The following is a 24,539-nucleotide window of genomic DNA, read 5'->3' as shown; positions in this document are numbered from 1 at the left end:
ATGGTAGCGCAGACGGGGCGTCTTTAGTGTTAAGGCTTGAGATGAGTGGTGTTGCCATCGCTAGCAGGCTAGCTCCCACAGGGGATTTGCGGTGTGTCGCAGATCCCGTGTGGGAGCTAGCCTGCTAGCGATGGGGCCCGATCAGGCGCCGACGATCCCGCCATCTTCACGCGTGATAGCCATCACCGAAGACCGCGGCTTGCCATTCGGCAGATGCTCCGGGAACGTCGAGCCCCCGTTCTCTCCAGGGTGCTGGATCCCGACAAACAGCGTCTTCTGATCCGGCGAGAAGCTGATCCCCGTGACCTCGCAACCAACCGGCCCGACCATGAACCGACGAATCTCCCCGGTCACCGGATCGGCACACAGCATCTGGTTGTTGCCCATGCCGGCGAAGTCGCCTGCATTACTCGAATCGCCATCGGTGAGAATCCACAACCGCCCGGCCTTGTCGAAGCCCAGGCCATCCGGGCTGTTGAACATGTTCTGTGGCGTGATGTTCGACGAACCGCCCTTCGGCGTGCCAGCGTGGACGCCCGGGTTGCCGGCGACCACAAACAGGTCCCAGGCAAAGCTTTTGGAACCGTGATCGTCACGATCAGTGCGCCAGCGCAGAATCTGCCCGTAGACGTTCTTCTCGCGCGGGTTCGGCCCGCCCACCGGTTGGCCGTCCTCGCCACGCTTGGCGTTGTTGGTCAACGTGCAATAGACCTGGCCATCCTTGGGGCTGACGACGATCCATTCCGGACGGTCCATGCGCGTGGCCTTCACCACGCTGGCCGCGAGGCGCGCGTGAATCAGCACTTCGGCCTGATCGGCAAAACCGCTGCTGGCGTCGATCCCGTTTTTACCGTGGGTCAGTTCGATCCATTCGCCCTGGCCTTTCGGATGATCGGCGTTGCTGTCGCCCGCATCGAAGCGCGCCACGTACAAGGTGCCGTGGTCCAGCAGGTCGCGGTTGGCCTTGGGGTTCTTGTGGTTGATTTTGTCGCGGCTGACGAACTTGTAGATGAACTCGCCGCGTTCGTCGTCGCCCATGTACACCACGGCGTGACCGTCATGGGTTTCAGCCAGCGCAGCGTTTTCATGTTTGAAGCGGCCCAGCGCAGTTCGTTTGACCGGCGTCGATTGCGGATCGAACGGGTCGATTTCCACGACCCAGCCGTGACGGTTGAGCTCGTTCGGATTTTTCGCCAGGTCGAACCGCTCATCGTGTTGATGCCAGTTGATCTCTTTGCTGGCCGCCACTGCGCCATAACGCTTCTGCGCGGCATCGAACTTCTGCTCGGCATTGCTGCTGCCGAAGCAATCGGTGAAGTTCTCTTCGCAGGTCAGGTATGTGCCCCACGGCGTCATGCCGTTGGCGCAGTTCTGGAAGGTGCCGAGGACATGCTTGCCCTGCGGGTCGGCGCTGGTTTTCACCAGTGCGTGGCCGGCAGCCGGGCCGCTGAGGCTGATCGGTGCGTTGCCGTGAATGCGTCGGTTGTAGCGCGAGCCCTGGACGAACGCCCATTGGCCGTTCTTGCGTTGCACTTCGATCACCGACACGCCTTCGCAGGCCAGTGCCTTGCGCACCTCTTCGGCCGATTGCGGCATGCCGCCGTGCGGGTAGAGGTAGCGATAGTTGGTGTATTCGTTGTTGATTGCCATCAGCGCCCGGTCTTTTTCCCCGGGAAATTCGAACAGGCTCATGCCGTCGTTGTTGTCACCGAACTGGACTTCCTGTTGCTCGGCGGTGCCGTTACCGCTCGGGTCAAATGCCGGACCGTTTTTTTGCAATGCCTGGCCCCAGCTGATCAGTACCGAGGACTTGTAGCCCGGCGGCAGGGTGATTGCGTCGCTGGTGGCGGCGGGGATGCTGTCAAAACCCAACAATTTGCTGGAGCCTGCGCTGACACTCGCGGCCAATACGCTGCGGCTCAGCAGGTTGCCACCGAGGAACATGGCCGCACCGCAGAGGGCGCCGGCGCTGATGAAACCGCGACGGCTGAGGCCGACCATTTTCTCGAGGTCGGTGGACTGGTTTTCTTCTAATAGGCTCACATCAGGCTCCCTGCTGGTTTTGCAGCCACCTTAAAGAGCAATGATGAAACTTTTGTTTCAGAGCGGTGTGCCGAGCAAGACGTTGGACGGCGCGAACTGCACCCGCACCGGTTTGTCGGTGGCAAGCCCCTGGCTCCTCAGGTGCTGCGGCTCGGCCAGCGCGCAGAGTGTCTGGCCATTGGGCAGGCCGATGCGCACTTCGCTGGGGCCGTCTGGGGCGTCGAGTATTTCTTCGATGATGCCATTCAGAAAGTTGCTACCCGGTGTCGCTTGTTGATCGATGCCCAGTAACTCCAGCCAACCGGCCTTGATCAGGGCCACGACTTCGGTGCCGGTCTCCAGCTCCAGGCGCAGGGTGCTGTCGTGCGTGATCTGCGCATCGAGGGTCAAGCCTTCGGCCAGTTCAAGACGGACCCAATCGTTGTGCCCCTGGTTGTCGATCGCCACGACCTTGCCGTGCAATTGATTGCGCGCGCTGGTTCTGAGCATCAGCCGACCGAGCAGGTCCAGGTCGCTGGCATCTTCGGCGGCTTCCAACACCTGGGCCTGCAAGGCTTGCAGTTTTTGATAAAGGCGCAGCACTCGCTGGCCTTCACTTGAAAGTTTGGCGCCACCACCGCCCTTGCCGCCGACGCTGCGCTCCACGAGCGGTTTTTGCGCTAGGTTGTTCAGCTCATCGATAGCGTCCCACGCCGCCTTGTAACTCAGTCCCGCGCTTTTCGCGGCGCGGGTGATCGAGCCCTGTTCGGCAATATGTTGCAGCAACGCGATGCGCTGCGGGCGACGGACAATGTGCTGGGACAACAAGGTGGGCAAGGACATGGTAAGGCGCTTTGGGCTGTGGCGATGGGGAGGACGTTGGCGGCTGGAAGCCTGGGAGTCAAGTCAGCCCACGTCCTTGTGGGAGCGAGCTTGCTCGCGATGAGGCCATCACAGTCACCGTTGATGTGTCTGATACACCGCCATCGCGAGCAGGCTCTCTCCCACAGGTTTTGTGCATGGCGTTACGTCAGGCTGCGTCGCCGGGTTTGGGCGTGCGGGCCAGGCAATAAACATCTACCCGAGCCGCGCCCGCGTCCATCAACAGGCGAGCCAGGGCCTGAGCCGTGGCGCCGGTGGTCAGCACGTCGTCCACAATTGCCAGGTGCCGCCCTTTGACCGGCGCATCGTCCGTCAGGGCAAACGCATTGCGCAGGTTCTTTTTGCGAGCGTCGGCATTCAGGTCCTGTTGCGCGCTGGTGTCCTGAATCCTCAGCAGCAGTTGTTCATCGCAAGGGATGTCGAGGCTACTACTGAGCCAGTGGGCGAGCATCGCGGCCTGGTTGAAACCCCGTTGACGCAGGCGTTTTGCAGCCAGCGGAACGGGGACCAGAACGTCGGGCCGATCAAGGTCCTCATCGAAGCGATGTTGCAGGAACTGCGCTAGAAGTTCGCCGAGCAGGCGGCCAAACGGCCACTTGGCGCTGTGCTTGAAGCGCGTGATCAATGTGTCCACCGGAAAGCTGTACGTCCAGGGCGCGGCGACCCGCTCGAAAGCCGGCGGCAGCTTTAAACATGGGCCACACGTCAGGCCTGACGCAGGCAACGGCAGCGCGCAGGTCTGGCAGTGATCGCCCAGCCAGGGCAGGTCGGTTTCACAGGCCATGCAGATCGGCCTGACGTCCTCGGTGGCTTCACTGCAGAGCAAACAGTGTTGGTTATTATTTGACCAGATGTAAACCGGTCCTACGTATCGTGGTTGACAGTGCATCACTCTTCCTTAAATATGCCGAACATCCGTGTCGCGTCTGTGGGTATTCCCTTCCCCAGTCGCTTGCCAAGCATAAACAAGGAAACGCCCATGAGCGCCAGCACCTCTGCCACCCTGCGTCATGACTGGTCTTTGGCCGAAGTCAAAGCACTTTTCGTTCAGCCATTCAACGACCTGTTGTTCCAGGCGCAAACGGTGCACCGCGCGCATTTCGACGCCAACCGCGTCCAGGTTTCCACCCTGCTGTCGATCAAGACCGGCGCCTGCCCGGAAGATTGCAAATATTGTCCGCAGTCCGGTCACTACAACACCGGCCTGGAAAAAGAAAAGCTGATGGAAGTGCAGAAGGTCCTCGAAGAGGCCGCTCGCGCCAAGGCCATCGGTTCGACCCGTTTCTGCATGGGCGCGGCGTGGAAACACCCGTCGGCCAAAGACATGCCTTACGTGCTGGAAATGGTCAAAGGCGTGAAAGCCATGGGCCTGGAAACCTGCATGACCCTGGGGCGCCTGGATCAGGACCAGACCGTTGCGCTGGCCGACGCCGGCCTCGATTACTACAACCACAACCTCGACACCTCGCCGGAGTTCTACGGCAGCATCATCACCACCCGCACTTACAGCGAGCGCCTGCAAACCCTGGCTTACGTGCGTGAATCGGGGATGAAGATCTGCTCCGGCGGCATCCTCGGCATGGGCGAGTCCCTCGATGACCGCGCCAATCTGCTGATCCAGCTGGCCAACCTGCCCGAGCATCCAGAGTCGGTGCCAATCAACATGCTGGTGAAAGTCGCCGGTACGCCGCTGGAAAACGCCGAGGACATCGACCCGTTCGACTTCATCCGCATGCTCGCCGTCGCGCGCATCCTGATGCCGCAATCCCACGTGCGCCTGTCCGCTGGCCGCGAAGCGATGAACGAGCAGATGCAGGCCCTGGCGTTCTTCGCCGGTGCCAACTCGATTTTCTACGGCGAAAAACTGCTGACCACCGCCAACCCGCAGGCCGACAAGGACATGCAACTGTTCTCGCGCCTGGGGATCCTGCCGGAAGCGCGCGAAGAGCACGCGGACGAAGTGCATCAGGCCGCGATCGAACAAGCGTTGGTTGAGCAGAAGAGCAGCGAGCAGTTCTATAACGCGGCTGTTTGACGCTCCACTGATCCTTCTGAAGGAATGCAAAACCCTGTAGGAGCGAGCCAGCTCGCGAAGAGGCATTCACATTCAACATACATGTTGGTTGTTCGATGGCTTTCGCGAGCAGGCTCGCTCCCACAGGTACTGCGATCGTTACTGAATTCTGATCCACGAGGCCTGCATGTCTTTCGATCTCGCCGCACGCCTTGCTGCCCGTCGTGCCGAAAACCTCTACCGCCAGCGTCCCCTGCTCGAAAGCCCTCAAGGCCCGGAAGTGGTGGTCGACGGTCAGCCATTGCTGGCGTTCTGCAACAACGATTACCTGGGCCTGGCCAATCATCCGCAAGTGATCGAAGCCTGGCGCGCCGGTGCTGCTCGTTGGGGTGTCGGTGGCGGGGCGTCGCATTTGGTCATTGGCCACAGCACGCCGCATCATGAGCTGGAGGAAGCGTTGGCCGACCTGACCGGTCGCCCGCGTGCGCTGCTGTTCACCACCGGTTACATGGCCAACCTCGGCGCGGTCACCGCGTTGATCGGGCAGGGTGATACGGTGCTGGAAGACCGCCTCAATCATGCCTCGTTGCTGGATGCCGGTTTGTTGTCCGGCGCGCGTTTCAATCGCTATCTGCACAACGACGCGGTCAGCCTGGCCAAGCGGCTGGAGAAGGCTACCGGCAATACACTGGTGGTCACCGACGGCGTGTTCAGCATGGACGGCGATATTGCCGACTTGCCGGCGTTGGCCCGGGAAGCCAAGGCTAAGGGCGCGTGGCTGATGGTCGATGACGCCCATGGCTTCGGCCCGCTGGGCGCCAACGGCGGCGGGATTGTCGAGCATTTCGGCCTGAGTCAGGAAGACGTGCCGGTGCTGGTCGGCACCCTCGGCAAGGCATTCGGCACGGCAGGAGCCTTTGTGGCCGGCAGCGAAGAACTGATCGAAAGCCTGATCCAGTTTGCCCGCCCCTATATCTACACCACCAGCCAGCCACCGGCCCTGGCTTGCGCGACGCTGAAAAGCCTTGAGCTGCTGCGCACTGAACATTGGCGACGCGAGCATCTGAAGACGCTGATCCGCCAGTTTCGCCATGGCGCCGAGCAGATCGGCCTGGAGTTGATGGACAGCTTCACGCCGATCCAGCCGATCATGATCGGCGATGCCGGGCGTGCGATGCGACTGTCGCAGATGCTGCGCGAGCGCGGACTGATGGTCACGGCGATTCGTCCGCCCACCGTGCCCGCCGGCAGCGCCCGTCTGCGCGTGACCCTGACCGCCGCCCACAGCGAAGCGCAGGTGCAGCTATTGTTGAATGGACTGGCCGATTGTTTTCAATTACTGGGACCGGAGCCAAGCCATGCGTGATCGACTGATTCTGCTGCCCGGCTGGGGCCTCGGCATTTCACCGCTGGAGCCTTTAGCGGCCGCCTTGCAGGGGCTGGATGAGCATCTGCGGGTCGAGATCGAGCCGTTGCCGGAACTGGAATCGAGCGATATTGAAGAGTGGCTCGATGAACTGGATTCGACGATCCCGCAAGACACCTGGCTCGGTGGCTGGTCCCTCGGTGGCATGCTTGCGTCTGAGCTGGCGGCGCGTCGTGGTGATCGTTGCTGTGGCTTGCTGACCCTGGCGAGCAATCCTTCTTTTGTCGCCCATGAGCAATGGCCGAGCGCGATGGCTGGCGAAACCTTCGACGCGTTTCTCGCCGGTTGCAAGGCCGATCCGCGAATGACGTTGAAGCGCTTTTCACTCCTTTGCGCCCAAGGCTCGGAAGATCCTCGCGGGCTGTCGCGGTTGTTGCTCGGTGGGGCGCCGCACACCTCTGAAACAGTGCTGATGAGCGGTCTGGAAGTGCTCGCCCAACTAGATACCCGTCAAGCCTTGCAGGCATTTCGTGGTCCGCAACTGCATTTGTTCGCCGGCCTCGACGGTCTGGTCCCGGCCGAGGCAGCGAGCGAGTTGCTGGCCTTGCTGCCGGATGTCGAAATCGGCCTGATCGAACAGGCCAGCCATGCGTTTCTGCTGGAAGACCCCCACGGTGTGGCGGGGGCGATCCAGGCCTTTTTGCACGAGTCCGGTGATGACTGATTTATCTTTCCCCAATCTACCCGGCGGCTTGCCTGACAAGCGCCAGGTGGCGGCCTCCTTCTCCCGCGCGGCGTCGAGCTACGACAGCGTGGCCGAATTGCAGCGCGATGTCGGCAGCCAGTTGTTGAGCCGTTTGCCCGGTGATTTTGTGCCGGGTGTCTGGCTGGATCTGGGCTGCGGTACGGGGCATTTCAGCCGGGCATTGGGCGAGCGCTTTTCTTCGGGCAACGGACTGGCAATGGACATCGCCGAGGGCATGCTCAAACACGCCCGGCCATTAGGCGGCGCCACCCATTTCATCGCCGGGGATGCAGAACGGTTGCCGTTGCAGGATTCGACCTGTGATCTGATCTTCTCCAGCCTGGCGGTGCAGTGGTGCGCGGATTTCGAATCGGTGCTCAGTGAGGCGTTTCGGGCACTCAAGCCGGGCGGGGTATTCGCGTTTGCTAGTCTTTGTGTAGGGACGCTGTTTGAGTTGCGTGACAGCTGGCGTCAAGTGGATGGCATGGTGCACGTCAATCGCTTCCGCGAGTTCGGTATTTATCAACAGCTGTGCGCGACCAGTGGCTTGCGGATTGTCAGTCTGGAGACCCGTCCTCATGTGTTGCATTACCCGGACGTGCGCAGCCTGACGCATGAACTCAAGGCGTTGGGCGCACACAACTTGAACCCCGGTCGGCCGGGCGGTTTGACCGGTCGGGCGCGGATCCTTGGCTTGGTCGAGGCTTATGAGCAGTTTCGTCAGGCCGAAGGATTGCCGGCGACTTATCAAGTGGTCTACGCCGTGTTGGAGAAACCCATATGAGCGCTGCTTATTTCATTACCGGCACGGACACTGATGTCGGCAAGACCACCATTGCTGCCGGCCTGTTGCATGCTGCGCGGTCGGCGGGCATGAGCACGGCGGCGGGCAAGCCAGTCGCTTCCGGCTGTGATGTGACGCCCAAGGGGTTGCGTAATTCCGATGCGCTGGCGCTGCTGGCCGAGTGCTCGTTGCCGCTGACTTATGCACAGGTCAACCCGGTGGCGTTCGAACCGCCGATTGCTCCGCACCTAGCCGCGCGGGAGGCGGGCGTGGCGCTGACGGTGCAATCACTGTTGACGCCGATGCTCGCGATTCTCGACATGCAGGCCGATTTCACCTTGATCGAAGGCGCCGGCGGCTGGCGCGTGCCGTTGGCGGATCAGGACAATCTGTCGGATCTGGCAATGGCGCTGGGCCTGCCGGTGATCCTGGTGGTCGGCGTGCGCCTGGGTTGCATCAATCATGCGCTGCTGACCGCCGAGGCGATTGCCCAGGACGGTTTGCAGTTGGCGGGGTGGGTGGCCAATATCATCGATCCGAAGACCTCGCGCCTGGAAGAAAACCTCGCGACCCTTGCCGAGCGCATTCCCGCGCCTTGCCTTGGACGGGTGCCAAAACTCAAATCGGTCACCGCAGAAGCGGTGGCGGAGCATCTGCAACTGGATCTGCTGGATTGAGGTTTTGCCTATGACAAGGCACTGTGCCATTAGTGTTTTTGTCGGGCCTTTTGCCATCAGGTCTGTTTCAATGGCCGCTGTTGTTCCTATTTAGGACGAGTTCTCCCATGGAAATCTCAGGAAACACCGCTTTTTATGCCGGTCTGAGCACTATTCAGACAGGGCAGAACCGTGTCGATCAGGCTTCCGGCCAGATCGCCAGCAGTACCCTCGAGCGTTCGGTGACAAGCCAGTCTTCCGAGGTTCAGGTAGACCGCCTGCGTTCGGTTGACCGCAGCCAGCAATCGGACCTGGCCAGCAATATGGTCGAGATGGCCCAGGGCAAGTTTCAGGTGGAGGCCGGCGTGAAAGTCGCCAAGGCGTCCGATGAAATGCTTGGAACGTTGATTGATACCTACGCTTGACCCCTCGCTGAACCCGTCCTGCCAACGCCGCGACTATTCGCGGCGTTTTTGTGCGTAAGTCCTTCTCCCTCAACTAATCTTTCCTGCATGGCTTGTTGCGTTGTCAACGGCGGCGGCGCGGCTGCGGTCCGGCATTTGTGCGCGTGATGACGAACGGCAAAAGATCGGCGCTTGACAAGATTTGGGCGTAAACGTATGTTTCAAACAACTGTTTGACCGTCACAACAAATCAACACGGTCGTTCATTCCCGGTTACATCAGCAGAGGTTTATCGCTATGCCTGACTACAAGGCCCCCTTGCGTGATATTCGCTTCGTTCGTGACGAACTGCTCGGCTACGAAGCGCACTATCAGAGCCTTCCGGCTTGCGCAGACGCAACTCCAGACATGGTTAGCGCCATTCTCGAAGAAGGCGCCAAGTTTTGTGAGCAGGTGCTGGCTCCGCTGAACCGCGTGGGTGACACCGAAGGCTGCACCTGGAGCGAGTCCGGCGTTAAAACCCCGACTGGCTTCAAAGAAGCCTACAAGCAATTCGTTGAAGGCGGCTGGCCAAGCCTGGCCCACGACGTAGAACACGGCGGCCAGGGCCTGCCGGAGTCTCTGGGTCTGGCCGTCAGCGAAATGGTTGGCGAAGCCAACTGGTCGTGGGGCATGTACCCAGGCCTGTCGCACGGCGCGATGAACACCATTTCCGAGCACGGTACGCCTGAGCAGCAAGAGGCTTACCTGACCAAGCTGGTGTCCGGTGAATGGACCGGCACCATGTGCCTGACCGAACCGCACTGCGGCACCGACCTGGGCATGCTGCGCACCAAGGCTGAACCTCAAGCCGACGGTTCCTACAAAGTCTCCGGCACCAAAATCTTCATCTCGGCCGGTGAACACGACATGGCCGACAACATCGTCCACATCGTGCTGGCACGTCTCCCGGATGCACCGGCTGGCACCAAAGGCATTTCTTTGTTCATCGTGCCGAAGTTCATGCCGAACGCAGACGGTACGATCGGCGCCCGCAACGCCGTGACCTGTGGTTCCCTGGAACACAAGATGGGTATCCACGGCAACGCCACTTGCGTGATGAACTTCGACGCAGCCACCGGTTACCTGATCGGCCCGGCGAACAAAGGCCTGAACTGCATGTTCACCTTTATGAACACCGCTCGTCTGGGCACCGCGCTGCAAGGCCTGGCCCACGCCGAGATCGGCTTCCAGGGCGGCCTGAAATACGCTCGCGATCGTCTGCAAATGCGCTCGCTGACTGGCCCGAAAGCGCCGGAAAAAGCCGCTGATCCGATCATCGTTCACCCTGATGTACGTCGCATGTTGTTGACCATGAAAGCGTTCGCCGAAGGCAACCGCGCGATGGTTTACTTCACCGCCAAGCAAGTCGACATCGTCAAATACGGCGTAGACGAAGAAGAGAAGAAAAAAGCCGACGCGTTGCTGGCGTTCATGACGCCAATCGCCAAAGCCTTCATGACTGAAGTCGGTTTTGAGTCTGCCAACCACGGCGTGCAAATCTATGGTGGCCACGGCTTCATCGCCGAGTGGGGCATGGAGCAGAACGTTCGCGACAGCCGCATTTCGATGCTGTACGAAGGCACCACCGGTATCCAGGCACTCGACCTGCTGGGTCGTAAAGTGCTGATGACTCAAGGCGAAGCCCTCAAAGGCTTCACCAAGATCGTCCACAAGTTCTGCCAGACCAACGAAGGCAACGAAGCGGTCAAAGAGTTCGTCGAGCCATTGGCTGCACTGAACAAAGAATGGGGCGAGCTGACCATGAAGGTCGGTATGGCTGCCATGAAGGACCGCGAAGAAGTCGGCGCGGCGTCGGTGGACTACCTGATGTACTCCGGTTACGCCTGCCTGGCCTACTTCTGGGCTGACATGGCGCGTCTGGCTGCCGAGAAACTGGCTGCCGGCACTTCCGAAGAGGCGTTCTACACCGCCAAGCTGCAGACTGCGCGCTTCTACTTCCAGCGCATCTTGCCGCGCACCCGCACTCATGTTGCAACCATGCTGTCGGGTGCCAACAACTTGATGGACATGAAAGAAGAAGACTTCGCACTGGGCTACTAAGCCTCAACGCAGTTCTTCATAAAGCCGCTATCCCTTCCGGGGTAGCGGCTTTTTTGTTCTTGGAGAAAGTAAAAGCTCGCCCGCGATCTTTGATGGGAGCCAGTCACTGCCAATTCGGTCTGCGGCCACTGAAACACCCGCTAAAAAAACCTGACAATCGACTCAGTAAGTCGGCATTTCTGCCGTTACAGTAGGTGGGCACAATGCCATCTATTGTCATGACGGTCGGAGCTTTACCCTTGCCGCGTTCTTCCGCTGTACGTATCAGCCATTTCCTACCGTCGTTACTGCTTTTGCTTGCGGGGCTTGCGGCCGCTTACATCAAGGACCTCAACGTCTTTTTCACTTCGCTGTTCAACGTGTTGCCGACCCTGGTGCTGTTACTCGGTGGTGCGTATTGCGCGGTTTACCGACGTCAGCGCGAACTGTTTCTGATGGTGACGGTGTACATCGCCTACTTTCTGCTCGACACCCAGACCGACTATTACCGCGACAACGGCAAGGTCCGTGAAGATGCAGCAGTGGTGTTCCACCTGTGTTGCCTATTGCTGCCGCTGTTGTTCGGCGTGTTCGCCGCATGGCAGGAACGCACCCACTTGTTTCAGGACATGGTGGCGCGCTTCGCGGTATTGCTCGCTGTTGGCAGTGTCGCGCTCGGGCTGGAGCAAAGTTATCCCCAGGCCTTGTTGATGTGGCTGTCGGAAATCCGCTGGCCAGCGCTGCATGGCGCCTGGATGAGCCTGATCCAGTTGTCCTATCCCGTGTTCATCGCCTCGTTCCTGCTGCTGAGCTGGCAATACTGGCGTAACCCCAGACCCTTGCACGCCGCACAACTGGTGGGGTTGGTCGGATTGTTCTGGGCGTTGCCGAAAACTTTCATCCTGCCGTTCACCCTGAACATCATGTGCAGTCAGGTGATGTTAATGATTGCCGCCGCGGTCGCCCACGAGGCCTATCAAATGGCCTTCCGCGACGAGCTCACTGGCCTGCCGGGTCGTCGCGCCTTGAACGAGCGGATGCAGCGGCTGGGGCGCAATTACGTGCTGGCCATGAGCGACGTCGATCACTTCAAGAAATTCAACGACACCCATGGTCACGATGTCGGCGATCAGGTCTTGAGACTGGTCGCCAGTAAGCTGTCGAAAATCGGAGGAGGCGGTAGGGCATATCGCTACGGCGGTGAGGAATTTGCCCTGGTGTTCGCGGGCAAGACCCTCGAAGAGTGCATGCCGCACCTGGAAGTCATCCGCGAATCCATCGCCACCTACAACATTCAGTTGCGCAATCAGGACAGCCGTCCTCAGGACGACCAGCAAGGTCGCCAGAAACGTGCAGGTTCGGGCGCTACCAGTGTGTCGGTCACTGTCAGCATCGGCGTGGCCGAACGACAAGAGCAGCGCACCCCCGAAAAAGTACTCAAGTCCGCGGACGAAGCGCTCTACAGCGCCAAGGGCGCCGGGCGAAATTGCGTGGTGGCATTCGGTCAGACTCGCCGTGGCGCGGTGCGCATGGACGCCGCTGCGGGTTGAGTGATGATGGCGCATTCAGCGCCTGGACTGTGATTGTGAGGCAGGGTGGGCGGCAGTAGGTTTGAACGATCTGCTGACGGAGAAACGACCATGCCCGAATACAAAGCTCCCCTGCGCGACATGCGCTTTCTGATCGACCACGTCTTCGACTTCCACACCAACTACGCCGCGCTGGGCGCCACCGACGCGAGCCCGGACATGGTCAATGCGATCCTCGAAGAAGGCGCGAAATTCTGTGAGAACGTTCTCGCACCGTTGAATCGCAGCGGTGACGAAGAAGGCTGCCATTTCGACAACGGTGTGGTGACAACGCCTACAGGCTTCAAGCAGGCTTTCGCACAGTACGTGGAAGGTGGCTGGCACGGTCTGGCAGCTGATCCGGCGTATGGCGGCCAGGGTTTGCCAAGTTCTCTGGGCCTGGTCATCAGTGAGATGGTCGGCTCCAGCAATACTTCGTGGGGCATGTACCCCGGCCTGACCCATGGGGCGATGTCGGCCATCCACGCCCACGGCACCGAAGATCAGAAGAACACCTACCTGAGCAAACTGACGGCTGGCCAATGGACCGGCACCATGTGCCTGACCGAGGCGCATTGCGGCACTGACCTGGGCATCATCAAAACCCGCGCCGTGCCTTCAGCCGACGGCAGCTACGCGATTTCCGGCAGCAAGATCTTCATCTCGGCCGGCGAACACGACATGAGCGACAACATCATTCATCTGGTGTTGGCGAAACTGCCGGATGCTCCGGCAGGCACCAAGGGTATTTCCCTGTTCATCGTTCCCAAATTCCTACCCGATGCCGAGGGTGAAGCCGGCGAGCGCAACGGCGTCTCCTGCGGCTCGATCGAACACAAAATGGGCATCAAGGCCTCGGCGACCTGCGTGCTGAACTTCGACGAAGCCAAGGGCTTCTTGATCGGCGAGCCGAACAAGGGCCTGAACTGCATGTTCACCATGATGAACCACGCACGGCTCGGCACTGGCATGCAGGGGTTGTGTCTGGGTGAGGCGAGTTTCCAGGGGGCCATCAAGTACGCCAACGATCGCCTGCAAATGCGCGCGCTGACTGGCGCGAAAGCACCGGACAAAGCCGCCGATCCGATCATCGTTCATCCTGACGTGCGCCGGATGTTGCTGACCATGAAAGCCTTCAACGAAGGCAACCGCGCGCTGACCTATTTCACCGCGCAGCTGCTGGACGTCGCGCACCTGAGCCCGGATGAAACGGCGTGTCAGGACGCCGAAGACCTGTTGGCCTTCCTGACGCCGATCTGCAAAGCCTTCATGACTGACACCGGTCTGGAGGTCACCAACCACGGTATGCAGGTGTTTGGCGGTCACGGCTTTATCCGTGAATGGGGCATGGAGCAATTGGTTCGCGACTGCCGGATCGCGCCGATCTACGAAGGCACCAACGGCATTCAGGCGCTGGATCTACTCGGGCGCAAAGTGCTCGGCAGTCAGGGCAAATTGCTGCGTGGCTTCACCAAAATCGTCCACAAATTCTGCGCGGCGAATGCCGAGCATCCACAACTGGCCAGCTATGTGGCGCAACTCAATGGACTGAATCAACAGTGGGGCGAGTTGACCGCCAAGGTTGGCATGGCCGCAATGAAGAATCCGGACGAAGTCGGTGCGGCGTCGGTGGATTACTTGATGTACAGCGGTTACATCATCCTCGGCTATCTGTGGTTGCGCATGGCGCTGGTGGCCCAGGCGCAACTCGATGCTGGCAGCGGTGATGCGGATTACTGCCGAGGCAAACTGGCGACCAGCGAGTTCTACTTCAAGCGTTTGCTGCCGCGTACTGCCGCTCATCGGGCGGCTATCGAAGCGGGGAGTGATTGTTTGATGAAGTTGCCGGCGGAGTTGTTTGCGCTCTGACGATTGTTAAAAGCTTCGCGGGCAAGCCTCGCTCCTACAGGTCAGTGTCGTTCACGGGATATGCGTGACCCCGACCTGTAGGAGCGAGGCTTGCCCGCGAATGCGTTCTGCCAACGAGAACTGCTCAGCTGAAATGCTGCTGACTAAAAATTACAAAACGGTCACGGCCTGACCCTATGTGTCGCAAAAGTTGTTGGGTTACACTCGAGCCCAACGAAAACATCATTCCCACGAATCACCTGTTTAGATCTTGCGAGGTTTGCCATGGCTGACTACAAAGCGCCCCTGCGCGATATGCGCTTCGTCCTCAATGAAGTCTTCGAGGTCGCCAAACTCTGGGCGCAGCTGCCTGCGCTGGCCGAGACCGTTGATGCTGAAACCGTCGAAGCCATTCTCGAAGAAGCCGGCAAGGTCACCAGCAAAAGCATCGCGCCCCTGAGCCGTGCAGCTGACGAAGAAGGTTGCCATTGGGCGGACGGTGCCGTCACCACGCCGGCCGGTTTCCCACAGGCTTATCAGACTTACGCTGAAGGCGGTTGGGTCGGTGTCGGTGGCGATCCGACCTACGGCGGCATGGGCATGCCCAAGGCCGTGTCGGCGCAAGTCGAAGAAATGGTCAACTCCGCCAGCCTGTCGTTCGGTCTGTACCCGATGCTGACCGCCGGTGCCTGCCTGTCGATCAACGCCCACGCCAGTGAAGAACTGAAAGCTGCGTACCTGCCGAACATGTATGCCGGCGTCTGGGCCGGTTCTATGTGCCTGACCGAACCGCACGCCGGTACAGACCTGGGGATTATCCGCACCAAGGCCGAGCCTCAGGCCGACGGTTCCTACAAGGTCAGCGGCACCAAGATCTTCATTACCGGCGGCGAGCACGACCTGACCGAGAACATCATTCACCTGGTGCTGGCCAAACTGCCGGACGCCCCGGCGGGGCCGAAAGGCATTTCGCTGTTCCTGGTACCGAAGTTCATGGTCAATGCCGATGGCAGCCTGGGCGCGCGTAACCCGGCGAACTGCGGTTCGATCGAACACAAGATGGGCATCCAGGCCTCCGCGACGTGCGTGATGAACTTCGACGAAGCCGTGGGTTACCTGGTCGGCGAGCCGAACAAAGGCTTGGCGGCGATGTTCACCATGATGAACTACGAGCGTCTGGGCGTCGGTATCCAGGGCCTGGCCACCGGCGAGCGCTCCTACCAGAACGCCGTCGAATACGCCCGCGACCGTCTGCAAAGCCGTTCGCCGACCGGCGCGCAGAACAAGGACAAGGTCGCTGACCCGATCATCGTCCATCCGGACGTGCGTCGCATGCTGCTGACCATGAAAGCCTCGAACGAAGGCGGTCGTGCGTTCTCCACTTACGTGGCCATGCAACTGGACACGGCCAAGTTCAGCGAAGACGCGACCGTCCGCAAACGCGCGGAAGATCTGGTCGCACTGCTGACGCCAGTAGCCAAGGCGTTCCTGACCGACCTCGGTCTGGAAACCACCGTGCACGGCCAGCAGGTTTTTGGCGGCCACGGTTACATCCGTGAGTGGGGTCAGGAACAACTGGTTCGCGACGTGCGCATCACCCAGATCTACGAAGGCACCAACGGCATTCAGGCGCTTGACCTCGTAGGACGCAAGATCGTCGGCACGGGCGGGGCGTTCTACAACCTGTTCGCGGATGAGATTCGTCATTTCACCGCCACCGCCAGCGCTGATCTCGCGGAGTTCACCAAGCCGCTGAACGATGCCGTCACCACCCTCGACGAGCTGACTTCGTGGTTGCTGGACCGGGCGAAAAACAACCCGAACGAAATCGGCGCGGCGTCGGTCGAGTACCTGCAAACCTTCGGTTACGTGGCTTACGCCTACATGTGGGCCCTGATGGCCAAGGCGGCCTTCGGCAAAGAAGCGCAGGATGATTTCTACGCGAGCAAGCTGGGCACGGCGCGGTTCTATTTCGCCCGTCTGCTGCCGCGTATTCACTCGTTGAGTGCGTCGGTGAAGGCGGGGAGCGAGTCGCTGTTCCTGCTGGACGCCGGACAGTTCTGACCCGATAGCGTCATGTAAGCATTCTCTTACATGACGTGCTGCTGTTCTCCCATAGGCGAAGATTGGATCCAGAGCTAATCTACTTCACATGGACGTCGCGCAGGAAGCGCAAAGCAACAACACGGACACGTAGGATTCTGCTAGGACGGCGGAGTGAAATGGATGTCAGGGAAACAGTCTGCAAAGCCCCGCTTCGGCGGGGTTTTCTTTTGCCCGCAGAAAAGTATTCAGCGCGGCCCGTCGAGCGCAGTCGAGCTGTTCAAACGGTCGTCGGGCCCGTTCATCACTTCTTCCAACAGCGTGCGCAATAGGGCCAGCGAGGCTTGTTGCCGCTGCACATCCCGACACACCAATCCGACTTTCAGCGGCACTCGCGGCTCGGTCAGCGGTTTCCAGAGCAATTCATTGTTGCCGAGCGCCTTTTGCGAGCGCCCGGGCAGCACGGTGGCCAGCCGGGTGTGGGGCAGACTGTCGAGAATCCCCGCCATGTTGTTCAGTTCCGCCTGCACCTGCGGCCGTCGTCCCAGATTGGCCAGTTGTGTCTGCCAGATCTGCCGCACTTGAAACTCTTCACCCAGCAACAGCATGGGCAACTCGGCGGCCTGACTCATCGAGACTTTCTTGAACTCGCGCAACGGGTGGTCCGCCGGGATCACCAGGGTCAGTTCATCTTCGTACAGCATGACGCCGTGCAACCCCGGCTGTCGGGGCGGCAGGTAGCTGATGCCGATGTCGAGGGAACCATTGAGCAACCGCCGCTCGATTTCCAGGCCAGTCAATTCATAGATCTGCACCACCAGATGCGGTTGCGCCTTGCGCACGCGTTCGAGCATCTGCGGCACCAGACTGGTGTGAACCGTCTGCAACACGCCAATGGCCAAGGTGCGCAGCGCCTGACCCTTGAAGTTGCCCAATGCCTCGCGGGCCCGTTGCAGGCCATCGAGCAAGGGTAGGGCGTGGTTGTACAAAGTATGGGCGGCCAGAGTGGGTAGCAGGCGCTTGCTGCTGCGTTCGAACAGGCTTACATCAAGGTTTTGTTCGAGTTGGCGGATCTGCTGGGACAGCGCCGGCTGGGAGATTGACAGTCGCTCGGCCGCCCGGCCGACGTGGCCTTCTTCATAGACCGCGACGAAATAACGCAGTTGCTTGAAATCCATAAGGTGCGCTTATCGAAAATGCTGGGAAATCGAAATGGCTCAACGCCTTGTCTGGGCCTAGTCTAACCGCATTCACAAGGCTTACAGGGCCAGAGCGCACGATGAATACCGTTTACGTTGATGGTGTTTGCATAGGTAAGGCAAAAAACCTCAAGCGAGGCTTTTGCGGATGAATCTGTTCAACTTGCGTCGCACTCCACCGAGCCTCGACGACTTGGTCGTAGACACTTCCCAAGCGTCCAGACGCGACAACCTTTCCCGCGAGTGCCTGATGCCCAGTGTCGAGCGGCCGAAGCAGATTTTTGTCCGCGGCCAAGGCTCCTGGCTGTGGGACAGCGATGACCGCGCTTACCTGGATTTCTCGCAGGGTGGCGGCGCCAACAGCCTGGGCCACAGCCCTTCGGTGCTGGTCAATGCGATATCAGAACAGGCTCAATCGCTGATCAACCCGGGTTTCGCACTGCATAACCGCGGCATGCTCAACCTTGCCGAGCGGCTCTGCAATAGCACCGGCAGTGATCAGGCGTACCTGCTCAACAGCGGCACCGAAGCCTGTGAGGCCGCGATTCAACTGGCACGTCAATGGGGTCGACTGCATCGCAGCGGGGCCTCACGGATCATCGTGGCCAGCAACGGCTGCCATGGCCGTAGTCCCTGGACGATTTCACCGTCGGACTTTCACCCCGTTCCCTTCAATGATCTGGCGGCGATGCACGCGGCGGTCGATGCCCGGACCGTGGCCATCCTGCTCGAACCGATCCAAAACGAAGCCGGGGTGATTCCGGCCACCGCGCATTACCTCAAGGGTGTCGAACGCCTGTGTCGGGAGCTGGGCATTTTGTTGATCCTCGACGACGTGCACACCGGCCTCGGTCGCTGCGGCACGTTGCTTGCCGAACAGGTCCACGGTGTTCGGGCAGATATCGTCGTCCTCGGCGAAGGGCTTGGCGGTGGTGTGCCATTGGCTGCGTTGTTGGCGCGGGGCAAGGCCTGTTGTTTCGAGGTGGGCGACCTGTCGGGCGCTCATCATGGCAATGCGCTGATGACCGCTGCCGGTCTTGCCGTGTTGAACACGATTCAGGACAAGGCTTTTCTCGATCATGTGGTTGAAACCGGTCAGCACCTGCGCGAAGCCTTGAGTCGTTTGTCCTATCGCTATGGTCACGGCGAGTTGCGCGGGCAAGGGCTGCTCTGGGGACTGACCCTGTCCGACGATTCCGCTGAAGCCGTGGTCAAAGCCGCGTTGTCCGAAGGCTTGGTGATCAACGCCCCACAACCCGATTGCCTGCGCTTTACCCCGGCGCTCACGGTCAGCAACGCCAACATCGACGAAATGATCCTGCGCCTGTCCCGCGCCTTTTCCCGCGTACGCACCGCACAACTGCAGTGCCGCAAGGGGATTGCGGTCTGATCAGACTTTTCCCGCACGAATTCCAGAACCGTCTCGCGGTAATAACGCATCGCCCCACGTTTGATTCTTTCGCGTGGGGCGTTTTTTTGCCTGCGATTCATGAGGTTTCGCTATTGCGCCAGGTTCCTACTGAACCCTGACGAACGGCGCGTGTCGATTAGCAGTAGGGCTCACACGAGTTCACTTCACATCAGGAGCTGCCCCATGGATTTCATTCGCATCATCATTGCCATTCTGTTGCCACCACTGGGCGTGTTTCTACAAGTCGGTTTCGCCGGCGCTTTCTGGCTGAATATTTTGCTCACGTTGTGCGGTTACATTCCGGGGATCGTGCATGCGGTGTACATCATCGCCAAGCGCTGAGTTCTGCGGCGTCAGATAGATCGCTTTCGCGGGCAAGCCTCGCTCCTACGGGATAACACCGTACCTGTAGGAGCGAAGCTTGCCCGCGAAGGGCGCGACGCGGTTTCAGCTTGCGAGTTCGATCACCCGCCGATAAAACAACCACTCCTGCTCCAGCGCATGGGCCTGGTTCCCCGCCTTGCGAAAGCCATGACGTTCGTCCGCGTAGTAATGCGCTTCAACCAGAATGCCATTGTCTTGTAGCGCCTTGACCATGTCGCGGGTCTGTTGCGGCACCACCACGGCGTCCAGTTCGCCCTGAAAGAAAATCATCGGAACACTGATGTTGTTCGCATGCAGCAGCGGAGTACGCGCGGCGTATCGTTCGGCATCCTCAACCGGATCGCCAATCAGCCAATCCAGATAATCGCCTTCGAACTTGTGGGTCGCGCGGCCCAGTGCCACGGGATCGCTGACACCGTAAAGGCTGGCGCCTGCGCGGAAGACGTTGTGAAAGGCCAACGCACACAGCGTGGTGTAACCGCCAGCACTGCCGCCGCGAATAAACGCCTTGTCGCCGTCGATCAAGCCGCGATCGGCAAGATAAGCGACCACCGCGCAGGCATCTTCGACATCCACGTCACCCCAACTCAAATGCAGCGCCTGGCGATACGCCCGGCCATAGCCACTGCTGCCGCGGTAGTTGAGATCGGCCACGGCGAAGCCGCGTTGCGCCCAGTACTGAATGCGTGGATCAAGCATCGGGTAGCAGGCCGAGGTCGGGCCGCCGTGGATGAACACCACCAGCGGCGGTTTCGCCTCGCCGGTCATCGGCGGATAGAAGAAGCCGTGGGCCTCGCCCGAACCGCTCGGGTAGCGCAAGGTTCGCGGGACGCTGATGCGCTCGGCGGGCAACGGTGCGATCCCGCCGGCGATGATTTTGACCTGGCGGGTATCGCGCTCGATTGCGATCACCGCCGACGAACTGACCGGCGATGCCGCGATGCAATAGATGAGTTGTTCATCCAGTGCGAGATGACGAAAACGGCTGTAATCACCGGTGAAATCTTCAGCGGCGTCACCGCAGATTCCCAGTTTGCCGAACCCGCCTTCGGTCCAGCTGGCCAAGTAGCTGCTTTCGCCCAGCGGCAACCAGGTGCTGCCCCCCAGCTGCCACGGCGCCGGCCCATGGTCAGCGGCGGCACTCGGCAGCTGGCTCAGGCCGTCTGCGGACTCCGCCCAAGGCTGCCAGTAGCCGCCGCGATCCGTCAGGCAAAACAGGTGGCCGTCGCTGTCGAAACGCGGTTGTTGCAGTGACTCCTGCGCACCATCGCCCGCCACACAACGCGGTTGAGCGAAGCTCCCATCATTCTGGCGCTCGGCAACCATCAAGCGAGTGGCGGTCCATGGCTGATCCGGGCGGCTCCATTCAATCCACGCCAATCGTTGCGAGTCCGGACTCAGCGTCGGCGCGGCATAGAAATCGGCGCCTTCGGCCAGCAGATGACGCTGGCCGTCAGCCACATCAATCGCCACCAGACGGTGCCGATCCCGGTTCTCTTCAACCGCCAAAACCTGTCCGTTGGCAAACTGCAGATCGCCGTAACGGCATTCCCCGGAGGTCAGCACCTCAGGCGTCTCGCCCGCCAGCGATTGCCGGTAGAGTTGCTGGTCTGCTTCGTTGACGAAAACAATCCCGTCATCCGTCAGACAAAACGCGCCACCGCCATATTCGTACACCCGACTGCGCACGCTGAAGCCTGCCGACGTCAGGCAACGGGCCTGGCCGTCGCGCCAATGCCAGATCCTGCAGGCGGCATCTTCGGGACGGTATTCGTTCCAGAACAGGCCATGCTGGCCGACTAACAGCTCGGCGAAGTCGATACCGGCTGCGACGGCCCGGGAAGCGCTGAAGGGTTCAGCTTTTAGCGATGAGGCGTGAGTTTCGTTCATTGCGAAAGGCCAGTTGTTCGATGGTCTGGGTCGCGTGTTCGGCTTCTTCGCGGGCCTTGAGAATCACGCCATGATGCTCCGACTTGCTGCACACCGGGTCGGCATTGCTGGCGTCACCCGTGAGCATGAACGCCTGGCAGCGGCAGCCGCCGAAGTCTTTTTCTTTCTCGTCGCAGGAGCGGCATGGCTCGGGCATCCAGTCGTAACCACGGAAGCGGTTGAAGCCGAACGAGTCGTACCAGATGTGCTGCATGCTGTGATCGCGCACGTTCGGAAATTGCACCGGCATCTGTCGGGCACCGTGACACGGCAGTGCGGTTCCGTCCGGCGTGACTGTAAGAAAAATGCTGCCCCAGCCGTTCATGCAGGCTTTCGGGCGTTCTTCGTAGTAGTCCGGCGTGACGAAAATCAGCTTGCACGGATGACCTTCGGCTTCCAGTTTGGCGCGGTATTCGTTGGTGATGCGTTCGGCGCGAACCAATTGCTCTTTGGTCGGCAACAGGCCGACCCGATTGAGCTGTGCCCAACCGTAAAACTGGCAGGTGGCGAGTTCGACAAAGTCCGCTTCAAGGGCGATGCACAGCTCGATGATCCGGTCGATCTTGTCGATGTTGTGCCGATGGGTCACGAAGTTCAGCACCATCGGGTAGCCGTGGGCTTTCACCGCACGAGCCATTTCCAGCTTCTGCGCGAAGGCCTTTTTCGAACCCGCCAACAAGTTATTCACTTGTTCGTCGCTGGCCTGGAAACTGATCTGGATGTGGTCCAGACCGGCCTTCTTGAAGTCGCTGATTTTCTGCTCGGTGAGGCCAATGCCGGACGTGATGAGGTTGGTGTAGAAACCCAACTTGCGCGCCTCGGCGATCAACTCGGCAAGGTCCTGGCGCACCAGCGGCTCTCCGCCGGAAAAGCCCAGCTGTGCGGCACCCATTTCCCGGGCTTCGCGGAACACTTTGATCCACTGCTCGGTGCTCAGTTCTTTGCCTTGTTCGGCGAAGTCCAGCGGGTTGGAGCAGTACGGACATTGCAGCGGACAGCGGTACGTCAGCTCGGCCAGCAGCCACAGCGGCAGGCCGATTTCAGGTTTTGGCGGTAACGTGCCTGACACGGAATCAGGCAAGTTCGATCCAGTGCTGAGCACGGGCAACCTCCATGAACTGCTCGATGTCCTCAGCGAGCTCGGCCACGTCGGGGAACTTCGCGTCCAGTTCGGCGATGATCGCCGCTACGTCACGCTGGCCATCAATCAAACCGCCAATCAGCGCAGCGCTGTCGTTGAGTTTGATCATGCCTTCCGGGTACAGCAGGACATGGCCTTTCTGCGCCGGTTCGTACTGATAGCGGTAGCCCTGACGCCACGTCGGGGTCTTGCTGCGATCGAAACTCATAAGGTGATTCCTTTATGCCAGACCCGCTGGTCGGTCACGCTGTGATACGGCGGGCGGTTCAGTTCGTAGGCCATGCTCATGGCATCGAGCATGCTCCAAAGGATGTCCAGTTTGAACTGGAGAATTTGCAGCATGCGCTCTTGGCCTTCACGCGTCGTGTAGTGCTGCAAAGTGATCGCCAGACCGTGTTCCACGTCACGGCGCGCCTGGCCGAGACGGGTGCGGAAATACTCGTAGCCCATCGGGTCGATCCACGGGTAATGCTGCGGCCAGCTGTCGAGGCGCGATTGGTGGATCTGCGGCGCGAACAACTCGGTCAGCGAGCTGCTGGCGGCTTCCTGCCAACTGGCCCGGCGGGCGAAGTTTACGTAGGCGTCCACGGCGAAACGTACGCCCGGCAAGACCAGTTCCTGCGAGCGCAGCTGATCCGGGTCGAGCCCGACGGCCTGGCCCAGACGCAGCCACGCTTCGATGCCGCCGTCTTCGCCGGGGGCGCCGTCATGGTCGAGCAGGCGCTGAATCCACTCGCGACGGATCTCGCGATCCGGGCAGTTGGCGAGGATCGCAGCGTCCTTCAGGGGGATGTTCACCTGATAGTAGAAGCGATTGGCGACCCAACCCTGGATCTGCTCGCGGGTCGCCCGGCCTTCATACATCGCCACGTGGTACGGGTGATAGATGTGGTAATAGGCGCCCTTGGCGCGCAAGGCTGCTTCGAATTCGGCGGGGGACATTGGGGTGTCAGTCATTGCGGTTCTCCGGGGATGACCGGTGGATTCTCTGGTGTCTGGTCCGACGCCTTCGCGGGCAAGCCTCGCTCCTACAGGGGCACGCGATCACTGTAGGAGCGAGGCTTGCCCGCGAAGAGGCCATCCGCTACAACACAATACTCATGCCGTCATACGCCACTTCAACCTTGCGCCGAGCCAACTCGGCACGCTCCGGCGAATCTTCATCGAGAATCGGATTGGTGTTGTTGATGTGGATAAGCACTTTGCGCTGCTTGGGCAACTGTTCCAGCACTTCGAGCATGCCGCCGGGGCCATTTTGCGCCAGATGGCCCATCTCCCGTCCAGTGCGCGTGCCGACGCCACGGCGCTGCATTTCGTCGTCGTCCCACATCGTGCCGTCCACCAGCAGGCAATCGCTGGCGGCCATGATGTCCAGCAGCGGCGCATCGACTTTGCCCAGGCCCGGCGCGTAGAACAGTTTGCCGCCGGTGTTCATGTCTTCGACGATCAGGCCAATGTTGTCGCCCGGGTGCGGGTCGAAGCGGTGCGGCGAGTAGGGCGGCGCGGCGCTGCGCAGGGGCAGCGGGGTGAAGAGCAGGCTTGGGCAGGCCGGGATGGTAAAGCTGCGGTCGAGTTCAATGCGGTTCCAGTTCAGCCCGCCATTCCAATGCTTGAGCATGGTGAACAGGGGGAAACCGGTGCTCAAGTCTTCATGGACCATGTCGGTGCACCAGACCTGATGCGGGCAACCTTCGCGCAGGCTGAGCAGACCTGTGGTGTGATCGATCTGGCTGTCCATCAGGATGATTGCGCTGATGCCGGTATCGCGCAGGGCGCGGCCCGGTTGCAGCGGGGTGAAGCCTTGCAGCTGGACGCGGATGTCCGGCGAAGCGTTGCACAGGATCCAGTTCACGCCGTCATCGGAAATCGCGATGGACGACTGGGTACGCGCCTTGGCGTTCAGGCTGCCGTTGCGAAAACCGGCGCAGTTCACGCAGTTGCAGTTCCACTGGGGGAAACCGCCGCCGGCGGCGGAACCTAGAATCTGGACAAACATGGGCGCTCCATTTCAACGCTGAAAATAAAAACGCCCCGGTAAACCGAGGCGTTGCACATCATTAC

Annotated in this window: 21 protein-coding genes; 12 read left to right on the top strand and 9 right to left on the bottom strand. The window is 60.4% G+C overall.

The genetic code is table 11. The annotated features are described in order from the left end of the window. Positions 1-141: 141 nt before the first annotated feature. From RHP74_RS28535 to RHP74_RS28525, 3 genes are all read right to left on the bottom strand, one after another. Positions 142-2,043, bottom strand: coding sequence for a PhoX family phosphatase (locus tag RHP74_RS28535; protein ID WP_311096779.1), 1,902 nt, complete (start codon positions 2,041-2,043; stop codon positions 142-144). A 57-nt stretch (positions 2,044-2,100) separates the two neighbouring features. Then, positions 2,101-2,865 carry a TOBE domain-containing protein gene (locus RHP74_RS28530; RefSeq protein WP_311096778.1) on the bottom strand — a complete coding sequence of 255 codons (765 nt, stop codon included), beginning with the start codon at positions 2,863-2,865 and terminating at the stop codon, positions 2,101-2,103. 187 nt (positions 2,866-3,052) lie between these two features. Next, the gene (locus RHP74_RS28525) at positions 3,053-3,793 is read right to left on the bottom strand and encodes a ComF family protein (RefSeq protein WP_311096777.1); all 741 of its coding nucleotides are present in this window, start codon (positions 3,791-3,793) and stop codon (positions 3,053-3,055) included. 90 nt (positions 3,794-3,883) lie between these two features. Between RHP74_RS28525 and bioB the strand changes: the two genes are divergently transcribed. From bioB to RHP74_RS28475, 10 genes are all read left to right on the top strand, one after another. After that, positions 3,884-4,939 carry a biotin synthase BioB gene (bioB, locus tag RHP74_RS28520; RefSeq protein WP_010467114.1) on the top strand — a complete coding sequence of 352 codons (1,056 nt, stop codon included), beginning with the start codon at positions 3,884-3,886 and terminating at the stop codon, positions 4,937-4,939. Positions 4,940-5,105: 166 nt separating this feature from the next. Next, positions 5,106-6,284, top strand: a complete 1,179-nt coding sequence (gene bioF / locus RHP74_RS28515; RefSeq protein ID WP_010467116.1) for an 8-amino-7-oxononanoate synthase — start codon at positions 5,106-5,108, stop codon at positions 6,282-6,284. Next, positions 6,277-7,008, top strand: a complete 732-nt coding sequence (locus RHP74_RS28510) for an alpha/beta fold hydrolase (RefSeq protein ID WP_311096776.1) — start codon at positions 6,277-6,279, stop codon at positions 7,006-7,008. The genes bioF and RHP74_RS28510 overlap by 8 nt, the downstream gene beginning before the upstream one ends. Further along, complete coding sequence (bioC, locus tag RHP74_RS28505) at positions 7,001-7,813, top strand: malonyl-ACP O-methyltransferase BioC (RefSeq protein WP_010467118.1); 813 nt, start codon at positions 7,001-7,003, stop codon at positions 7,811-7,813. Before RHP74_RS28510 ends, bioC begins: the two co-directional genes overlap by 8 nt. Beyond that, a complete protein-coding gene (gene bioD / locus RHP74_RS28500) occupies positions 7,810-8,490 on the top strand; it encodes a dethiobiotin synthase (RefSeq protein ID WP_010467119.1) in 681 nt (226 codons plus the stop codon). Before bioC ends, bioD begins: the two co-directional genes overlap by 4 nt. Positions 8,491-8,597: 107 nt before the next feature. After that, the gene (locus RHP74_RS28495; RefSeq protein ID WP_010467121.1) at positions 8,598-8,894 is read left to right on the top strand and encodes a hypothetical protein; all 297 of its coding nucleotides are present in this window, start codon (positions 8,598-8,600) and stop codon (positions 8,892-8,894) included. 276 nt (positions 8,895-9,170) lie between these two features. Next, positions 9,171-10,976 carry a phenylacyl-CoA dehydrogenase gene (locus RHP74_RS28490; RefSeq protein ID WP_077747296.1) on the top strand — a complete coding sequence of 602 codons (1,806 nt, stop codon included), beginning with the start codon at positions 9,171-9,173 and terminating at the stop codon, positions 10,974-10,976. 239 nt (positions 10,977-11,215) lie between these two features. Then, positions 11,216-12,505, top strand: a complete 1,290-nt coding sequence (locus RHP74_RS28485; RefSeq protein WP_010467125.1) for a GGDEF domain-containing protein — start codon at positions 11,216-11,218, stop codon at positions 12,503-12,505. Between the two features lie 90 nt (positions 12,506-12,595). Next, positions 12,596-14,392, top strand: a complete 1,797-nt coding sequence (locus tag RHP74_RS28480) for an acyl-CoA dehydrogenase C-terminal domain-containing protein (protein WP_311096775.1) — start codon at positions 12,596-12,598, stop codon at positions 14,390-14,392. A 264-nt stretch (positions 14,393-14,656) separates the two neighbouring features. Continuing rightward, on the top strand, positions 14,657-16,435 hold the full coding sequence (locus RHP74_RS28475; RefSeq protein ID WP_077747298.1) for an acyl-CoA dehydrogenase C-terminal domain-containing protein: 1,779 nt from the start codon (positions 14,657-14,659) through the stop codon (positions 16,433-16,435). A gap of 227 nt (positions 16,436-16,662) precedes the next feature. On the opposite strand, the gene RHP74_RS28470 is transcribed toward RHP74_RS28475, so the two are convergent. After that, the gene (locus tag RHP74_RS28470) at positions 16,663-17,592 is read right to left on the bottom strand and encodes a LysR family transcriptional regulator (protein WP_010467132.1); all 930 of its coding nucleotides are present in this window, start codon (positions 17,590-17,592) and stop codon (positions 16,663-16,665) included. Positions 17,593-17,761: 169 nt separating this feature from the next. On the opposite strand from RHP74_RS28470, the gene RHP74_RS28465 reads away from it, so the two are divergent. Both RHP74_RS28465 and RHP74_RS28460 read left to right on the top strand, forming a co-directional pair. Continuing rightward, the gene (locus RHP74_RS28465; RefSeq protein WP_311096774.1) at positions 17,762-19,003 is read left to right on the top strand and encodes an aminotransferase class III-fold pyridoxal phosphate-dependent enzyme; all 1,242 of its coding nucleotides are present in this window, start codon (positions 17,762-17,764) and stop codon (positions 19,001-19,003) included. 204 nt (positions 19,004-19,207) lie between these two features. Beyond that, positions 19,208-19,366 (top strand): YqaE/Pmp3 family membrane protein, encoded by a 159-nt coding sequence (locus RHP74_RS28460; RefSeq protein WP_007904205.1) that lies wholly within the window; start codon positions 19,208-19,210, stop codon positions 19,364-19,366. A 105-nt stretch (positions 19,367-19,471) separates the two neighbouring features. On the opposite strand, the gene RHP74_RS28455 is transcribed toward RHP74_RS28460, so the two are convergent. The 5 genes from RHP74_RS28455 to pqqB all read right to left on the bottom strand — a co-directional run bounded on the left by RHP74_RS28455 (position 19,472) and on the right by pqqB (position 24,474). Then, positions 19,472-21,298 (bottom strand): S9 family peptidase, encoded by a 1,827-nt coding sequence (locus tag RHP74_RS28455; protein ID WP_311096773.1) that lies wholly within the window; start codon positions 21,296-21,298, stop codon positions 19,472-19,474. Beyond that, on the bottom strand, positions 21,264-22,406 hold the full coding sequence (pqqE, locus tag RHP74_RS28450; protein WP_167362294.1) for a pyrroloquinoline quinone biosynthesis protein PqqE: 1,143 nt from the start codon (positions 22,404-22,406) through the stop codon (positions 21,264-21,266). Before pqqE ends, RHP74_RS28455 begins: the two co-directional genes overlap by 35 nt. 4 nt (positions 22,407-22,410) lie before the next feature. Next, on the bottom strand, positions 22,411-22,686 hold the full coding sequence (gene pqqD, locus RHP74_RS28445; RefSeq protein ID WP_311096772.1) for a pyrroloquinoline quinone biosynthesis peptide chaperone PqqD: 276 nt from the start codon (positions 22,684-22,686) through the stop codon (positions 22,411-22,413). Further along, positions 22,683-23,435 carry a pyrroloquinoline-quinone synthase PqqC gene (gene pqqC, locus RHP74_RS28440; protein WP_311096771.1) on the bottom strand — a complete coding sequence of 251 codons (753 nt, stop codon included), beginning with the start codon at positions 23,433-23,435 and terminating at the stop codon, positions 22,683-22,685. The genes pqqD and pqqC overlap by 4 nt, the downstream gene beginning before the upstream one ends. Before the next feature lie 127 nt (positions 23,436-23,562). Beyond that, positions 23,563-24,474, bottom strand: a complete 912-nt coding sequence (pqqB, locus tag RHP74_RS28435) for a pyrroloquinoline quinone biosynthesis protein PqqB (protein WP_311096770.1) — start codon at positions 24,472-24,474, stop codon at positions 23,563-23,565. Positions 24,475-24,539: the final 65 nt, after the last annotated feature.

It is taken from the genome of Pseudomonas sp. SG20052 (assembly GCF_031766055.1).
Lineage (GTDB): Bacteria > Pseudomonadota > Gammaproteobacteria > Pseudomonadales > Pseudomonadaceae > Aquipseudomonas > Aquipseudomonas mandelii.
Note: the sequence above shows the minus strand (reverse complement) of the source record. Positions and strands in the feature narration are given on the sequence as shown.

Bases quoted from the DNA above. Each gene is read 5' to 3' on its own strand.
- RHP74_RS28490 (WP_077747296.1), top strand. From the start codon at position 9,171: ATGCCTGACTACAAGGCCCCCTTGCGTGATATTCGCTTCGTTCGTGAC.
- RHP74_RS28525 (WP_311096777.1), bottom strand. From the start codon at position 3,793: ATGCACTGTCAACCACGATACGTAGGACCGGTTTACATCTGGTCAAAT.
- bioB (WP_010467114.1), top strand. From the start codon at position 3,884: ATGAGCGCCAGCACCTCTGCCACCCTGCGTCATGACTGGTCTTTGGCC.
- RHP74_RS28470 (WP_010467132.1), bottom strand. From the start codon at position 17,592: ATGGATTTCAAGCAACTGCGTTATTTCGTCGCGGTCTATGAAGAAGGC.
- pqqC (WP_311096771.1), bottom strand. From the start codon at position 23,435: ATGACTGACACCCCAATGTCCCCCGCCGAATTCGAAGCAGCCTTGCGC.
- RHP74_RS28480 (WP_311096775.1), top strand. From the start codon at position 12,596: ATGCCCGAATACAAAGCTCCCCTGCGCGACATGCGCTTTCTGATCGAC.
- pqqD (WP_311096772.1), bottom strand. From the start codon at position 22,686: ATGAGTTTCGATCGCAGCAAGACCCCGACGTGGCGTCAGGGCTACCGC.
- RHP74_RS28460 (WP_007904205.1), top strand. From the start codon at position 19,208: ATGGATTTCATTCGCATCATCATTGCCATTCTGTTGCCACCACTGGGC.
- RHP74_RS28510 (WP_311096776.1), top strand. From the start codon at position 6,277: ATGCGTGATCGACTGATTCTGCTGCCCGGCTGGGGCCTCGGCATTTCA.
- pqqB (WP_311096770.1), bottom strand. From the start codon at position 24,474: ATGTTTGTCCAGATTCTAGGTTCCGCCGCCGGCGGCGGTTTCCCCCAG.
- RHP74_RS28455 (WP_311096773.1), bottom strand. From the start codon at position 21,298: ATGAACGAAACTCACGCCTCATCGCTAAAAGCTGAACCCTTCAGCGCT.
- bioC (WP_010467118.1), top strand. From the start codon at position 7,001: ATGACTGATTTATCTTTCCCCAATCTACCCGGCGGCTTGCCTGACAAG.
- RHP74_RS28530 (WP_311096778.1), bottom strand. From the start codon at position 2,865: ATGTCCTTGCCCACCTTGTTGTCCCAGCACATTGTCCGTCGCCCGCAG.
- bioF (WP_010467116.1), top strand. From the start codon at position 5,106: ATGTCTTTCGATCTCGCCGCACGCCTTGCTGCCCGTCGTGCCGAAAAC.
- bioD (WP_010467119.1), top strand. From the start codon at position 7,810: ATGAGCGCTGCTTATTTCATTACCGGCACGGACACTGATGTCGGCAAG.
- RHP74_RS28475 (WP_077747298.1), top strand. From the start codon at position 14,657: ATGGCTGACTACAAAGCGCCCCTGCGCGATATGCGCTTCGTCCTCAAT.
- RHP74_RS28465 (WP_311096774.1), top strand. From the start codon at position 17,762: ATGAATCTGTTCAACTTGCGTCGCACTCCACCGAGCCTCGACGACTTG.
- RHP74_RS28495 (WP_010467121.1), top strand. From the start codon at position 8,598: ATGGAAATCTCAGGAAACACCGCTTTTTATGCCGGTCTGAGCACTATT.